Genomic DNA, 13862 nt, shown 5'->3' on the forward strand with positions numbered 1-13862 from the left:
ACCGGGTCCGTCGAGCCCGCCGGGTCCCCCGGGTCCGCAGAGCCCCTTGCGTCCCTTGAGTCCCTTGAGTCCCTTGAGCCCGCCGGGTCCATGAGGCCGCTCATCTCCTCGCTCACCTCCCCGCCCCTTCACGGAAAACCGCATGTAACAAACTATTGACAGGACATATGGACATCGAGCATCGTACTCGCAACTAGAGCGCGCTAGTCGAGCGTGCCAGGTGCTGGAGGTCCCCACACATGGCAGTCCTGGACGTCCTGACCATGGGACGGGTCGGAGTCGACATCTATCCGCTGCAGACCGGCGTCGGGCTGGCGGATGTCACCTCGTTCGGCAAGTACCTGGGCGGCAGCCCCACCAATGTCGCCGTCGCCGCCGCGCGTTACGGCCGGAACGCGGCGGTGATCACCAAGACCGGCGACGACCCCTTCGGGCAGTACGTACGGCGCGCGCTGACCGAGTACGGCGTCGACCCCACGCATGTCGGGGTCTCCGGCGTCGCGCCGACCCCGGTGACGTTCTGCGAGATCTTCCCGCCGGACGACTTCCCCCTCTACTTCTACCGGCTGCCCCTCGCCCCCGACCTGGACATCCGCCCCGACGAGCTGGACCTCGACGCCGTCGCGTCGGCCCGGATCTTCTGGATGTCCGGCACCGGGCTGAGCGCCGAGCCGAGCCGGTCCGCCACGCTCGCGGCGCTCCGGCACCGCGACCGGGCGGGCATCACCGTCTTCGACCTCGACTGGCGGCCGATGTTCTGGGAGGGCGCGTACGCGGGCGGCCACGACGTCCCGCCGGGCGAGGTGATGGCGGAGGCCCGTACGTACTACCGCGAGGCCCTGGCCCACGCCACCGTCGCCGTCGGCAACCGGGAGGAGTGCGAGGTCGCCACCGGCGAGACCGAGCCGTACGCCGCCGCCCGCGCGCTGCTGGAACTCGGCGTCGGGATCGCCGTCGTCAAGCAGGGCCCCAAGGGGGTGCTGGCCATGGACCGGTCCGGCACCGCGGTCGAGGTGCCGCCCGTCCCCGTCGACGTCGTCAACGGCCTCGGCGCGGGCGACGCGTTCGGCGGCGCGCTCTGCCACGGTCTGCTGGCCGGCTGGGACCTGACCCGGATGATGCGCTTCGCCAACGCCGCGGGCGCGATCGTCGCGGGTGAGCTGGCCTGTTCGGACGCCATGCCCGACGCATCGGCGGTCGGGGCGAAGCTCGCGGAGAGCACCGGGAGCACCGGGAGCACCGGGAGCACCGGGAGCACGATCGAAGAGGAGAGCAAGGGTGTCCAGGGAGTCCAGGGTGTCTGACCGGATCCGGCGGATCGTCGAGACGCGGGTCAACAACCCCGGCGCCATCGCCGAGGCCGCCGCCCGGCGGGTCAGGGCCACTTCGCCGCTCGGCGACAACGGCCGGGCGATGATCATCGCCGCCGACCATCCCGCGCGCGGCGCCAACACGGTCGGCTCCGACCCGACCGCGATGGCCGACCGCGGCCGGCTCCTGGACCGGATGTGCACCGCGCTGGAGCGCCCCGGGGTGACCGGGGTCCTCGCCACCGCCGACATCCTCGAAGACCTGCTGCTGCTCGGGGTGCTCGACGGCAAGAGCGTCTTCGGCTCCATGAACCGGGCGGGGCTGGCGGGTTCGGCCTTCGAGATAGACGACCGGTTCACCGGGTACGACGCCGAGACCATCGCCGCCATGCGGTTCGACGGCGGCAAGACGCTCACCCGTATCTGCCTGGACGACCCGGCCACGCCCTCCGTGCTGGAGCAGACCGCGCGGGCCGTGGACGAGCTGAACGAGCGCGAACTGATCGCCATGGTCGAGCCGTTCCTGTCCCGCTGGGTGGACGGGAAGATCCGTAACGACCTCTCCCCCGACGCGGTGATCAAGTCGATCACCATCGCGTCCGGGCTCGGCCGGCGCAGCGCCTACACCTGGCTGAAGCTGCCGGTCGTCGAGGAGATGGAGCGGGTCCTCGCCTCGTCCACGCTGCCCGTGCTGCTGCTCGGCGGCGAGGTCAAGGACGCGGAGGCGGCGTTCACCGCCTGGCAGAAGGCCCTTGCCCTGCCGACCGTGCAGGGTCTGATCGTCGGCCGTTCACTGCTCTACCCCGCGGACGGCGATGTCGCCGGCGCCGTGGACCGCGCGGTGAGCCTGCTGTGAGCGACAACAGGGACAGCGCCATCGACCGGGACGACGAGGAGTCCGTGGTGAGTGATCACACCCTGCATCTGCCCGCCGGTTCCACCGCCGAGGGACCGTTCACCACCGTCGTCACCCCCGAGTCGGCGCGCTGGGGCCACTCCGGGCTGCGCGTCGTGGAACTCGCCGCGGGCGAGGAGGTCTCCCTGGCCACCGGCGACAGCGAGTACCTGGTGCTGCCGCTCGGCGGGTCCTGCACGGTCACCGCCGACGGCAGGACGTTCCTCCTCGCGGGCCGGGACGGCGTCTTCGACGCGGTCACCGACTTCGCGTACCTGCCCCGCGACACCGACGCCGTGGTCCGCAGCGAGCGCGGCGGCCGGTTCGCCCTCCCGTCGGCGCGCTGCGAGCGGCGGCTGACCGTACGGTACGGCCCCGCGAAGGACGTACCCGCCGAGCTGCGCGGCGCAGGGAACTGCTCGCGCCAGGTCAACAACTACTGTCTGCCCGGCACGTTCGAGGCGGACCAGCTCCTCGTCTGCGAGGTCCTCACCCCCGGCGGCAACTGGTCCTCGTACCCGCCCCACAAGCACGACGAGGTACGGCACGACGCGGACGGGAACCCCGTCGAGAGCGAGCTGGAGGAGATCTACTACTTCGAGATCGCAGCCGGACCCGCCGGACCCGGACTCGCCTACCAGCGGGTGTACGGGACGGCGGAGCGGCCCCTCGACGTCCTCGCCGAGGTGCGCAGCGGGGACACCGTGCTGATCCCGCACGGCTGGCACGGCCCCTCGATCGCCGCCCCCGGCTACGACCTCTACTACCTGAACGTCATGGCGGGCCCCGGACCGGACCGCGCCTGGCTGATCTGCGACGACCCGGCGCACGGCTGGGTCCGCGCCACCTGGGAGGACCAGGCCACCGACCCCCGGCTGCCGTTCGGCGCCGGCACCCCGAAGGAGCTGTGATGTCGACGCGGACCGTACGGCTCACCACCGCGCAGGCCCTCGTACGGTTCCTGGCGAACCAGTACAGCGAGCGCGACGGCCGGGAACAGCGGCTGATCCCGGGCGTCTGGGGCATCTTCGGGCACGGCAACGTGGCGGGCATCGGGCAGGCGCTGCTCCAGGCGGACCGTACCGGTGAGGCCGACCTCCCGTACCACCTGGCCCGCAACGAGCAGGGCATGGTGCACGCCGCCGTGGCCTTCGCGAAGATGCGCGACCGGCTCTCCGCGTACGCCTGCACGGCGTCCACCGGTCCCGGCTCCACCAACATGATCACGGGCGCGGCGCTGGCCACCACCAACCGGCTGCCGGTGCTGCTGCTGCCCAGCGACATGTTCGCCACCCGCGCCGCCGACCCGGTGCTCCAGCAGTTGGAGGACACCCGGGGCGGCGACGTCACCGTCAACGACGCCTTCCGTCCGGTGTCCAAGTACTTCGACCGGATCAGCCGGCCCGAACAGCTCGTCCCCGCCGCGCTCGCCGCGATGCGGGTGCTCACCGACCCGGTGGAGACCGGCGCGGTGACGCTCTGTCTGCCGCAGGACGTGCAGGCCGAGGCGTACGACTGGCCCCTCGCGTTCTTCCGCCGCCGCGTCTGGCACATCGGGCGGCCCGTGCCGGAGCCCGCCGCGCTGGGGCGCGCCGCCGAACTGCTGCGCACCGCGCGCAGGCCGCTGCTGGTCGCGGGCGGCGGGGTCGTGTACTCCGGCGCCGAGGCCGCGCTGCGCCACTTCGCCGAGGCCACCGGCATCCCGGTCGCGGACACCCACGCCGGCAAGGGCGCGCTGCCCTGGGACCATCCGAGCGCGGTCGGCGGCATCGGCTCGACCGGTACGGCGGCGGCCAACGCGCTGGCCGCCGAGGCGGACGTCGTCATCGGGGTCGGCACGCGCTACAGCGACTTCACCACCGCGAGCCACACCGTGTTCGGCGACCCGGACGTGCAGTTCGTCAACCTCAACGTGGCCCGGCTGGACGCGGTGAAGCACTCCGCCGAACCGCTGGTCGCCGACGCCCGGCTCGGACTCCAGGCGCTGGAGCGGGAGCTGGACGGCTGGAAGACCGACGACGCCTACCGGCAGCGGGTGCTGGAGCTGGCGGCCGAGTGGCGGCGTACGGCGGAGGAGTGCTTCTCCGCCGGCCACGGGCCGCTGCCCGCGCAGACCGAGATCCTGGGCGCGCTGCGCCGGTCGCTCGACGACCGGGACGTCGTGATCAACGCGGCGGGATCGCTGCCCGGCGACCTCCAGATGCTGTGGCGCTCGCGCGATCCGAAGGCTTACCACGTCGAGTACGCGTACTCCTGCATGGGGTACGAGGTGGCCGCCGGGCTCGGCGCGAAGATGGCCGATCCGAGCCGCGAGGTCGTCGTCCTGGTCGGTGACGGCTCGTATCTGATGATGGCCCAGGAGATCGTCACCATGGTCTCCGAGCGGATCAAGGTCATCATCGTGATCGTCCAGAACCACGGCTTCGCCTCGATCGGCGCGCTGTCGGAGTCGCTGGGCTCGCAGCGCTTCGGTACGCGCTACCGCTACCGGGACGGTGCGAGCGGGCAGCTCGACGGCGATGTCCTCCCCGTCGATCTGGCCGCCAACGCCGCCTCGCTCGGCGCGGACGTCCTCCCCGCCGCGACGGTCGAGGAGTTCGGCCGGGCGATGGCCAAGGCCCGGGCCTCGGAGCGGACGACGGTCGTCCATGTCGAGACGGATCTGTACGGGCCGAACCCGCCGGGCAGCGCCTGGTGGGACGTCCCGGTCAGCGAGGTCTCCGAGCTGGACTCGACCCGGCAGGCGTACGGGACGTACCGCGACGCCAAACGCTCCCAGCGCCACTACCTCTGACGCCGCCCGCGGCGCCGGCACCCCTACCTCCGAGGAACCTGACATGACCACGATCGACCACTGGATCGACGGAGCGCCCGCCCCCGGCGCCTCCTCCCGTACCGCCCCCGTCTTCAACCCCGCCACCGGCGCGTCCGCCACGCGGGTGCGGCTCGCCGAGGCGGGCGACGTGGACGCCGCGGTCGCCGCCGCCGCCCGCGCCTTCGAGAGCTGGAGCGAGACCTCGCTCAGCCGGCGGATCCAGGTGATGTTCGCCTTCCGCGAGCTGCTGGTGCGGCACGAGGACGAACTCGCACGGATCATCTCCGCCGAGCACGGCAAGGTCGTCGACGACGCGCGCGGCGAGATCGTCCGCGGCAGGGAGGTCGTCGAGTACGTCTGCGGGCTCGGCGACATCCTCAAGGGGTCCTTCTCCGACCAGGTGTCCACCGATGTGGACGTGCACAACTTCCGTCAGCCGCTGGGCGTGTGCGCGGGCATCACCCCGTTCAACTTCCCCGCGATGGTGCCGCTGTGGATGCACCCGGTCGCCATAGCCACCGGCAACACCTTCGTCCTCAAGCCCAGCGAGCGCGACCCGTCGGCGGCGAACTTCGTCGCGCGGCTGTACGCGGAGGCCGGGCTGCCCGACGGCGTCTTCAACGTCGTCCACGGTGACAGGACCGCCGTCGACGCGCTCCTCGACCACCCGGACGTCGCGGCCGTCTCCTTCGTCGGCTCGACGCCCATCGCCCGGTACGTGCACGAGCGCGGCACCGCCCACGGCAAGCGCGTCCAGGCCCTCGGCGGCGCCAAGAACCACGGTGTCGTGATGCCCGACGCGGACCTCGACTTCGCCGCCAAGCACCTGATCGCCGCCGCGTACGGCTCGGCCGGTGAGCGCTGCATGGCGATCTCCGTCGCCGTGGCCGTGGGCGCCGCCGCCGATCCGCTGGTGGCGGTCCTGGAGCGCAAGACCCGCGAGATCACGGTCGGCCCCGGCGACGACCCGGCGAGCGAGATGGGCCCGCTGGTCACGGCCGCCGCGCAGGAGCGCGTCATCGGCGCGGTCGCCGGGGGCGCCGCGCAGGGCGCCACCGTCGTGGTCGACGGGCGCGGGCTGAAGGTGGCGGGGCACGAGGACGGCTTCTTCGTCGGCCCGTCGCTGCTGGACCGGGTGACCACCGAGATGGACGCGTACCGCGAGGAGATCTTCGGACCGGTGCTCGCGGTGGTACGCGTCGACACCGTCGACGAGGCGATCGCGCTGATCAACGCCAACCCGTACGGCAACGGCACGGCCGTCTTCACCTCGGACGGCGGAACCGCGCGCCACTTCCAGCGCAAGGTCAAGGTCGGCATGATCGGGGTGAACGTGCCGGTCCCGGTGCCGATGTCGTACTACTCCTTCGGCGGCTGGAAGGACTCGCTCATCGGCGACAGTCCCGTCCACGGGCCCGAGGGCGTGCGCTTCTACACCCGCGCCAAGGTCGTCACCACCCGCTGGCCGCAGCGCGCGGTGACGACCACCGCGGGCTTCAACTTCCCCACCTCCGAGTGACCGGAACCGCCTGATCGGGGCCGCCTCCCCCGCTTTTTCGCCGCTGGAAAGAGCCACCTCCCATGACAAAGACGTCAGCCTCCTCCGCGCCCGGACCCTCCGCCTCACCCGCCTCGCCGACCGCACCGGCCGACGATCCGCCCCCGGCGGTCAGGCGCAGGCTCCGGATGATCACCCTGGTCGCCACCTTCGGCGGACTGCTCTTCGGCTACGACACCGGAGTGATCAACGGCGCTCTGCCGTACATGAAGGACGACCTCGGGCTCACCCCGTTCACCGAGGGACTTGTCACCAGTTCGCTGCTGTTCGGTGCGGCGCTCGGCGCTCTCTTCGGAGGCCGGCTCTCCGACCGGCGGGGCCGGCGCAGGAACATCCTGCTGCTCGCGCTGGTCTTCTTCTTCGGGGCGCTGGGGTGCACGCTCGCCCCGAACACGGAGTTCATGGTGGTGGCCCGGTTCGTGCTGGGTCTCGCCGTCGGCGGTGCCTCGGTGACCGTGCCCGTCTACCTCGCGGAGATCTCGCCCGCCGAGAAGCGCGGGGGGCTGGTCACCCGTAACGAACTGATGATCGTGACCGGCCAGCTCGCCGCCTTCACGTTCAACGCGGTCATCGCCGCGTTCGGCGGTGAGAGCGGCGGGATCTGGCGCTGGATGCTGGTGATCGCGACCCTGCCGGCCGTGGTGCTGTGGTTCGGCATGCTGGTCATGCCGGAGAGCCCGCGGTGGCTGGCCTCGCAGACCCGGTACGCCGAGGCGCTCGACGTACTGAGGCAGGTCAGGTCGGAGCAGCGGGCGCGGGCCGAGCTGAAGGAGGTCACCGGGCTCGCGGTGGCCGACGAGCGGGCCAAGGCGGGCGGCTGGGCGGATCTGCGGGAGACGCCGTGGATCCGGCGGCTGCTCTGGGTCGGGATCGGCATCGCGATCTGCCAGCAGATCACCGGTGTCAACACGATCATGTACTACGGCACCCAGATCCTCACCGACGCCGGCTTCGCCGCCGACAGCGCGCTCACCGCGAACATCGCCAACGGGGTGATCTCGGTGCTCGCCACCTTCGTCGGGATCTGGCTGCTGGGCCGGGTGGACCGCCGTCCGATGCTGATGGCCGGACAGATAGGCACCACCTGCGCCCTGTTGATGATCGGCGTCTTCTCGATCGTGCTGCCGGAGGGCGGCGGGCGCGCGTTCGCCGTCCTCGCCATGACCGTCACCTTCCTCGCGTTCCAGCAGGGCGCGATCTCGCCGGTCACCTGGCTGATGCTCGCGGAGATCTTCCCGATGCGGATGCGCGGTTTCGGCATGGGGCTCTGCGGGGTGGTGCTGTGGATGGTCAACTTCGCGATCGGGCTGACCTTCCCTGTCCTGGTCGACGCCCTGGGGATCTCCGCGACGTTCTTCGTCTTCGCGGTCCTCGGCGTCGCCGCGATCGCCTTCGTCAAACTCCATGTCCCCGAGACGCGCGGCCGGTCGCTCGAAGCGCTCCAGAGCGAGCTGCGGACCCGCTACAGCAAGCCGGCCGACCACCCGGCACCCTCACTCTCCTCCTGAACCCCACCGACTTCCTCTGATCCGAAAGGGCAACACCCCCATGACTGTGCGCATCGGTGTGATCGGCACCGGCATGATCGGCCAGGACCACATCCGCCGGCTCACCCAGGTGATCACCGGGACCCGGGTCACGGCGGTGTTCGACATCGACACCGCACGGGCCGAGGAGGTCGCCGCGTCCGTCGGTGCCCGCGCCCTGGCCACCGGGCGGGAGGTCATCGACGCGCCCGACGTGGACGCCGTCGTCGTCACCTCGTGGGGCCCGACCCACGCCGAGCACGTCCTCGGCGCCATCGCCGCGGGCAAGCCGGTCTTCTGCGAGAAGCCCCTCGCCACGGAGGCCGAGGACTGTCTGAAGATCATCGAGGCGGAGACGGCCCACGGCTCCCGGCTCGTCCAGGTCGGCTTCATGCGCCGTTACGACGCCGGCTACCGCGAGATGAAGAAGGTCATCGAGTCGGGTGCCATCGGCGAGCCGCTGATGGTGCACTGCGCCCACCGCAACGCGAGCGCCCCCGAGTCCTACACCTCGGCGATGGCCGCGCAGGACACCGCCGTCCACGAGATCGACGTCCTGCGCTGGCTGCTGGACGACGAGATCCGCTCCGTACAGGTGCTGACACCGCGCAGGACGAGCAAGCGGCACGCACACCTCCAGGACCCGCAGATCATGCTCTTCGAGACCGCCGAAGGGGTCAGGATCGACCTGGAGGTCTTCGTCAACTGCCAGTACGGATACGACATCCAGTGCGAGACCGTCGGCGAGGAGGGCCTGGTGCGCCTCCCCGATCCGGCGACGGTCTCCGTACGGCGCGCGGGCCACCACTCCACCGGGGTCCTCCAGGACTGGAAGGGCCGCTTCGAGAGCGCCTTCGACACCGAGTTCCGCGAGTGGGCCGCGTCCGTCGCGGCCGGCGACGAGCCCACCGGCCCCTCGGCGTGGGACGGCTACGCCGCGACCGTCATCACCGGCGCGCTCGTCGAGGCGCTGGAATCCGGCGCGATCGTACGGGTCGACGCGCTGGAGAAGCGGCCCGCGTTCTACGGAGGAGACCCCCGATGAAGATCGCCCTCGACCCCTACATGCTCCGCGCGCTGCCCATCCGGGAGATGGTGCGCACGGTCGCCGACCTGGGGTACTCGTACATCGAACTGTCGCCGCGCGACGACTTCATGCCCTTCTTCCGCCACCCGCGCGCCGACGACGAGCGGGTGGCCCAGCTGAAGAGCGCGCTGGACGAGACCGGCGTACAGCTCTCCAGTGTGCTGCCGCTCTACAAGTGGTCCAGCCCGGACGAGACCGAGCGGCAGACCGCCGTCCGCTACTGGAAGCGGATGATCGAGATCACCTCCCAGCTCGGCTGCACGCTGATGAACTCCGAGTTCAACGGCCGCCCCGAGGCCGCCGCGCAGAGCGAGGCCGCGTTCTGGCGGTCGATGGAGGAGCTGCTGCCGGTCTTCGAGCGGGAGGGCATCGCGCTCAACCTGGAGGCCCACCCGGACGACTTCTGCGAGGAGAACGACCCGGCGGTCGATCTCGTCCGGGCGATCAACAAGCCGTACGTGAACTACCTGTACTGCGCCCCGCACACCTTCCACCTCTCCGGCGGCGACCCGGGCGCGGACATCGCGAGGATGCTGCGGTACGCGGGCGACAAGCTCCAGCACCTGCACATCGCGGACACCTTCAACCACAAGGGCTCGTCCGGACTGCGCTACATCCTCAACCCGCCGGGCACGGCCGCCCGGATCCACCAGCACCTCGACATCGGACAGGGCGAGGTGGACTGGAACACCTTCTTCTCGACCCTGCGCGAGATGAACTTCGACGGGGTCGCGACGGTCTGCGTCTTCGCGTGGGAGGAGCGGGCGAAGGAGTCCTCCGCGTTCATGCTGGACCGCGTCACGAAGGAACTGGCCCGCTGAGGCCGGTGTCCTGAGCCCCGGCCGGGGCCCCCTGCCCCTCCGGTGCGTACCGGAGCAGCAGGGTGGCCGCGTCGTCGTGCAGCGGCCCCGCCACATGGCGTACGAGATCCCTGCGCAGCGCCTCCAGCGCGGTGGCGGGGTCGGGGTGGGCGAGGAGCGGGGCGCGCTCGCCGAGCGGGTAGAAGGTGCCGGCCGCGTCGCGCGCCTCCGTCACCCCGTCGGTATAGAGGAGGAGTTGATCGCCGGGGGCGAACTCCGCCCGGAAGGGCCGGGGGCCCTCGGTGGCGTGTGCCTCCAGGCCGAGGGGCAGCGCGTACTGGTCGGGTTCGGGGAACTCCACCGCTCCGTCGGCGCGGACCAGCATGGGCGGCGGATGCCGTAGTTGAGGAAGACGGCGCCGCCGTCCCCGCCGATCTCGGCGATCAGCGCGGTGACGAACTTCTCGCCGTCCAGCTCCCTGCTCATGGCGCGCTCCACCCGGGCACCGACCCGCGTCAGTTCGGGTTCGTCGTGCGCCGCCTCCCGGAAGGCCCCGAGGACGACGGCGACGGTCTCCACCGCTTCGAGCCCCTTGCCCTGGACGTCGCCGACGATCACGCGCACGCGCCCCTCCCCGACGGCCACCTCGTACAGGTCGCCGCCGATCCGGGCCTCCGCCACGGCCGAGGTGTACGAGACGGCGGCGCGCAGCGGCCCCGCCGTGCGCGGTACGGGGCGGAGCAGCGCACGCTGGGCCACCTCCGCGATGGAGCGCACGCTGGCGAGTTCGGCCTCGCGGCGCTGGCGCATCACGACGGCGACCAGGCTCGCGGCGGTCGCCCCGGCGACCGAGCCGAACGCCGTGTAGCCGCGGCGGCTCTGCACCAGCCCGTCGTACAGCCCGAGTGTGAGACAGCACACGAGGGCGAGGACGCCGATGAAGGCGGTACGCCGCCAGCCGCCGACGAGCCCGGCGAAGGCGGGGCCGAGCGAGAAGAGCGGCAGGAAGCCGATCCTGGGCCCGGCGAGCAGTTCCACCAGGGCGACGACGGCGAGCGCCGCGAACGGCAGAACGCCCAGGACAACGGGGGCGGAGAGGTCGTCACCCGCAATGGTGCGCCCGGTCGTCGGGCCGTCGGCTGCCGCGGTGCGGGCGTGCGCCTTCGGGCCCGGCTTCCATCGCGGTGTGGCGGCCGGGCCGCCGCCGGGTTCTTCGCCGGGGCCGGTGTCCGTACGCGCGCCGGACGGTGCCCCTGACCGGCCTCCCGATCGGTCCTCCCGCACCATGCCCGCTCCCGCCTCGCCCATGTTTAGACTATGCAAAGGTTCTGTTGTCAAAGCATCGTGAAAGCTCCATGAACGTCCCGTCGTTACCGAATCGACGCCGTCATCCGGCCTCTCCGGTGCCAGGAGGTGCAGGGCTGTGAACCAGCCGTCCCCGCCGCCGCACGCGAGTCCCCCCACCGGATGGCGGCGGAAGCTGACCCGGCTGCCGATCCTCCTCTACCGCGCGGGCCTCGGACCGCTGTTCGGCCGGCGGACGCTGCTGCTCATCCATACCGGGCGGGTCTCGGGGCTGACGCGGCAGGACGTGATCGAGGTCGTCGAGCAGGACACGGCGCCCCGGAGCTGGACCGTCGCCGCCGGATCCGCCGCGTCGGCGCAGTGGTACCGGAACCTGCGGCACACCCCCCAGGTCACCATCCAGACCGGCCGCCGCTACCACGCCGTCACGGCCCACTTCGTCCCTCCGGAGGAGTGCGGCCGGATCATGGAGCGGTACGCGCGGGTCCGTCCCCGCGCGGCGAGGACGCTCCGCTCGTCACTGGCCCCGGCCCCCGAGGCCGACGGCGACGAGGGGTACCGGGCGGCCGGCGAGCGGATCGCCTTCGTACGGCTGGAGGAGTCCCGGCCGTCGTTCCCGCGCCCCGCGTCCTCCCCCGCGCCGGAACCTCCGCCCTCCTAGGGCCTCTCGTTTGGATCTTGAGCGATGAATGATCTCGGTTCATGGGGCGGGGAGATCTCACGGATGAGCAGTGGGCGTTGCTGGAGCCGTTGTCGCCGAAGGGCACGAAGGCGGGACGGCCGCCCGTCCGGCCTCGGCGGCAGTTGATCGACGGCATACGGTTCCGGGTCCGGACCGGTGTTCCGTGGCGGGACTTGCCCGTCGAGTACGGGCCGTGGGGCCGGGTCCACGACCTGTTCCGCCGATGGCGATGGCAGCGGAACGGCACCTGGCACGGGGTCCTCACCCGGCTCCAGTCCCTGGCCGACGCAAAGGGTGCGATGACGTGGGACCTGAGCGTCGACTCCACGGTGTGCCGCGCCCATCAGCATGCGGCCGGGGCCCGGAGGCGGGGTGACCTGCAGATGGAGCCAACGGGTGGTGTCTTCGCCGAGCCCGGTGATCACGGGCTGGGACGTTCGCGCGGTGGGTTCACCACCAAGCTGCACCTGGCCGTCGAGCAGGGCCAGAAGCCGATGTCGATCGTGGTGACGGCCGGGCAGCGTGGCCGCGAGCGCCACGCGGTCGAGTGCGGAATCAACCGCTTCAAGAGGCACCGCGCTGTCGCCACGCGGTATGCCAAGCTCGCGGTCCGCTACGAGGCGGCTGTCCTCGTCGCTGCCATCAACGAGTGGTGTGACCCTCGGCCGTCACGCGGTGGGGTCCACGTTCCACGCCGCAGGCAGATCGCTGTCGCAGTAGACGCAGACGAAGTCGTCCTCGCGCACGATGTTGTGCTCCTGGCAGTCGGGGCACCGCCGGAACACCACCTCGTGGGTGAAGCCGGAGGGCCGCCCGAGCTCTACGTCGTCCGGAGCGCGGGCGACTTCCGCCCAGGAGACGATGTCCGGGCAGTACCCGGTGGACTGGTTGCTGACCTCGCTCACGGCCCACTGGTCCGCCTCGCGCATGAAGCTGATCTCGCCGGCACCCAGAACCGTGTCTCCGCCGGCACAGGCCACGTGCTCGCTTCGCCGCGGCGCCAGCCGAAGCACGCCGTCCGTGCCGACTACGAAGGTGAACGGTTCGGCCGGCTCCGCCGACGATCGCTCAGCGATCCAGCTGCCGAAATCAGTCGCCGAGCTGATGCGGCACCCGCCGTCACCAAGCGGGACCGCAGACTTCAGCTCGACCGGTCCGACATTTCGGTAACTCCGCCGCACACTCACGTCAGCCAACTTAGAGTACTTCCGACACACGCCCCAGAGGCGCGTAACCGGCAGCCGTGACAGGCTCAACTCCCGGGGGACCTCATGCGCACTCACCTCGCCGCTGTACTCAGCGCCGTCACACTGACCACGGGCATGCTCCTGGGCGCGCCCGCGGCCACCGCCCAGACCTCCGCCTACCCGACCAGCGAATTCGACGTCACTCTCGGGAACACATACACGAGGGGCACGATCACCTGGTACAACCGGTCGGTCACCGTGGCGGGCGAACACAAGTCGGTCGACCCGGCAAGCTGCCGGGGCACCACGGCATTCACTCTCGACAGCGCCGGCAACGAACTGAGAAAGGACTACAGCCTCTACAACGTGTGCGGCAAGAGCGGCACATTCAGCATCCCCGTCGATGCAGACGTTCCCGGTGGTGCGGCCTTCGTGCGAGTCTGCCTCGATGACGGTGCTGCAAACGGCCCGGTCACGTACCTGCTGTGCAAGCGCTACGGGCGCCCCTGATCGCCGTCACGGTCCCGGTGCAGCGGGACGATCCTCGGCTCACTCGTACCGCTCACCCGCCGCGCACACCTCCTGCTCGGGAGCCATCGCCCCGGTCACCGATGGCTTGGTTGGTGCGTTGAATCAGCGCATTCAGCCAGGCTCTCCCACATGGGCAGGGCGGACACCGCAACGTGTGAGAGCCTCC

The 13862-nt window shown here is 71.2% G+C and carries 11 protein-coding genes and 2 pseudogenes; 11 read left to right on the forward strand and 2 right to left on the reverse strand.

The window, feature by feature from the left end; translation table 11 throughout:
* Positions 1-239: 239 nt before the first annotated feature.
* The 8 genes from iolC (at position 240) to ACIBJC_RS32505 (ending at position 10012) form a co-directional block, all read left to right on the forward strand.
* Positions 240-1304, forward strand: a complete 1065-nt coding sequence (iolC, locus tag ACIBJC_RS32470) for a 5-dehydro-2-deoxygluconokinase (protein ID WP_399298696.1) — start codon at positions 240-242, stop codon at positions 1302-1304.
* Positions 1297-2166 carry an aldolase gene (locus ACIBJC_RS32475; protein ID WP_399298698.1) on the forward strand — a complete coding sequence of 290 codons (870 nt, stop codon included), beginning with the start codon at positions 1297-1299 and terminating at the stop codon, positions 2164-2166. The genes iolC and ACIBJC_RS32475 overlap by 8 nt, the downstream gene beginning before the upstream one ends.
* Before the next feature lie 44 nt (positions 2167-2210).
* On the forward strand, positions 2211-3116 hold the full coding sequence (gene iolB, locus ACIBJC_RS32480) for a 5-deoxy-glucuronate isomerase (RefSeq protein WP_399298877.1): 906 nt from the start codon (positions 2211-2213) through the stop codon (positions 3114-3116).
* Complete coding sequence (gene iolD / locus ACIBJC_RS32485; RefSeq protein ID WP_399298700.1) at positions 3116-4999, forward strand: 3D-(3,5/4)-trihydroxycyclohexane-1,2-dione acylhydrolase (decyclizing); 1884 nt, start codon at positions 3116-3118, stop codon at positions 4997-4999. Before iolB ends, iolD begins: the two co-directional genes overlap by 1 nt.
* A 43-nt stretch (positions 5000-5042) precedes the next feature.
* Positions 5043-6539, forward strand: a complete 1497-nt coding sequence (locus ACIBJC_RS32490; RefSeq protein ID WP_399298702.1) for a CoA-acylating methylmalonate-semialdehyde dehydrogenase — start codon at positions 5043-5045, stop codon at positions 6537-6539.
* Positions 6540-6601: 62 nt separating this feature from the next.
* Complete coding sequence (locus ACIBJC_RS32495) at positions 6602-8086, forward strand: sugar porter family MFS transporter (RefSeq protein ID WP_399298704.1); 1485 nt, start codon at positions 6602-6604, stop codon at positions 8084-8086.
* Between the two features lie 40 nt (positions 8087-8126).
* Positions 8127-9149 carry a Gfo/Idh/MocA family protein gene (locus ACIBJC_RS32500; protein WP_399298706.1) on the forward strand — a complete coding sequence of 341 codons (1023 nt, stop codon included), beginning with the start codon at positions 8127-8129 and terminating at the stop codon, positions 9147-9149.
* A complete protein-coding gene (locus ACIBJC_RS32505) occupies positions 9146-10012 on the forward strand; it encodes a sugar phosphate isomerase/epimerase family protein (RefSeq protein WP_399298708.1) in 867 nt (288 codons plus the stop codon). The genes ACIBJC_RS32500 and ACIBJC_RS32505 overlap by 4 nt, the downstream gene beginning before the upstream one ends.
* Here the strand turns inward: ACIBJC_RS32505 and ACIBJC_RS32510 are convergent.
* A pseudogene (locus ACIBJC_RS32510) lies at positions 9990-11299 on the reverse strand (PP2C family protein-serine/threonine phosphatase). The gene ACIBJC_RS32505 and the pseudogene ACIBJC_RS32510 sit on opposite strands and share 23 nt — an antisense overlap.
* Positions 11300-11414: 115 nt before the next feature.
* On the opposite strand from ACIBJC_RS32510, the gene ACIBJC_RS32515 reads away from it, so the two are divergent.
* A complete protein-coding gene (locus ACIBJC_RS32515; RefSeq protein ID WP_399298710.1) occupies positions 11415-11957 on the forward strand; it encodes a nitroreductase family deazaflavin-dependent oxidoreductase in 543 nt (180 codons plus the stop codon).
* A 41-nt stretch (positions 11958-11998) separates the two neighbouring features.
* Positions 11999-12640 (forward strand): annotated as a pseudogene (locus tag ACIBJC_RS32520) (IS5 family transposase); the annotation flags it as partial.
* Between the two features lie 6 nt (positions 12641-12646).
* Here the strand turns inward: ACIBJC_RS32520 and ACIBJC_RS32525 are convergent.
* On the reverse strand, positions 12647-13159 hold the full coding sequence (locus ACIBJC_RS32525) for a hypothetical protein (RefSeq protein ID WP_399298879.1): 513 nt from the start codon (positions 13157-13159) through the stop codon (positions 12647-12649).
* A gap of 90 nt (positions 13160-13249) precedes the next feature.
* Between ACIBJC_RS32525 and ACIBJC_RS32530 the strand changes: the two genes are divergently transcribed.
* Positions 13250-13675 (forward strand): hypothetical protein, encoded by a 426-nt coding sequence (locus ACIBJC_RS32530; RefSeq protein ID WP_399298712.1) that lies wholly within the window; start codon positions 13250-13252, stop codon positions 13673-13675.
* Positions 13676-13862: the final 187 nt, after the last annotated feature.

Origin of the sequence: Streptomyces sp. NPDC050509, assembly GCF_044457965.1 — a bacterium.
GTDB lineage: Bacteria > Actinomycetota > Actinomycetes > Streptomycetales > Streptomycetaceae > Streptomyces.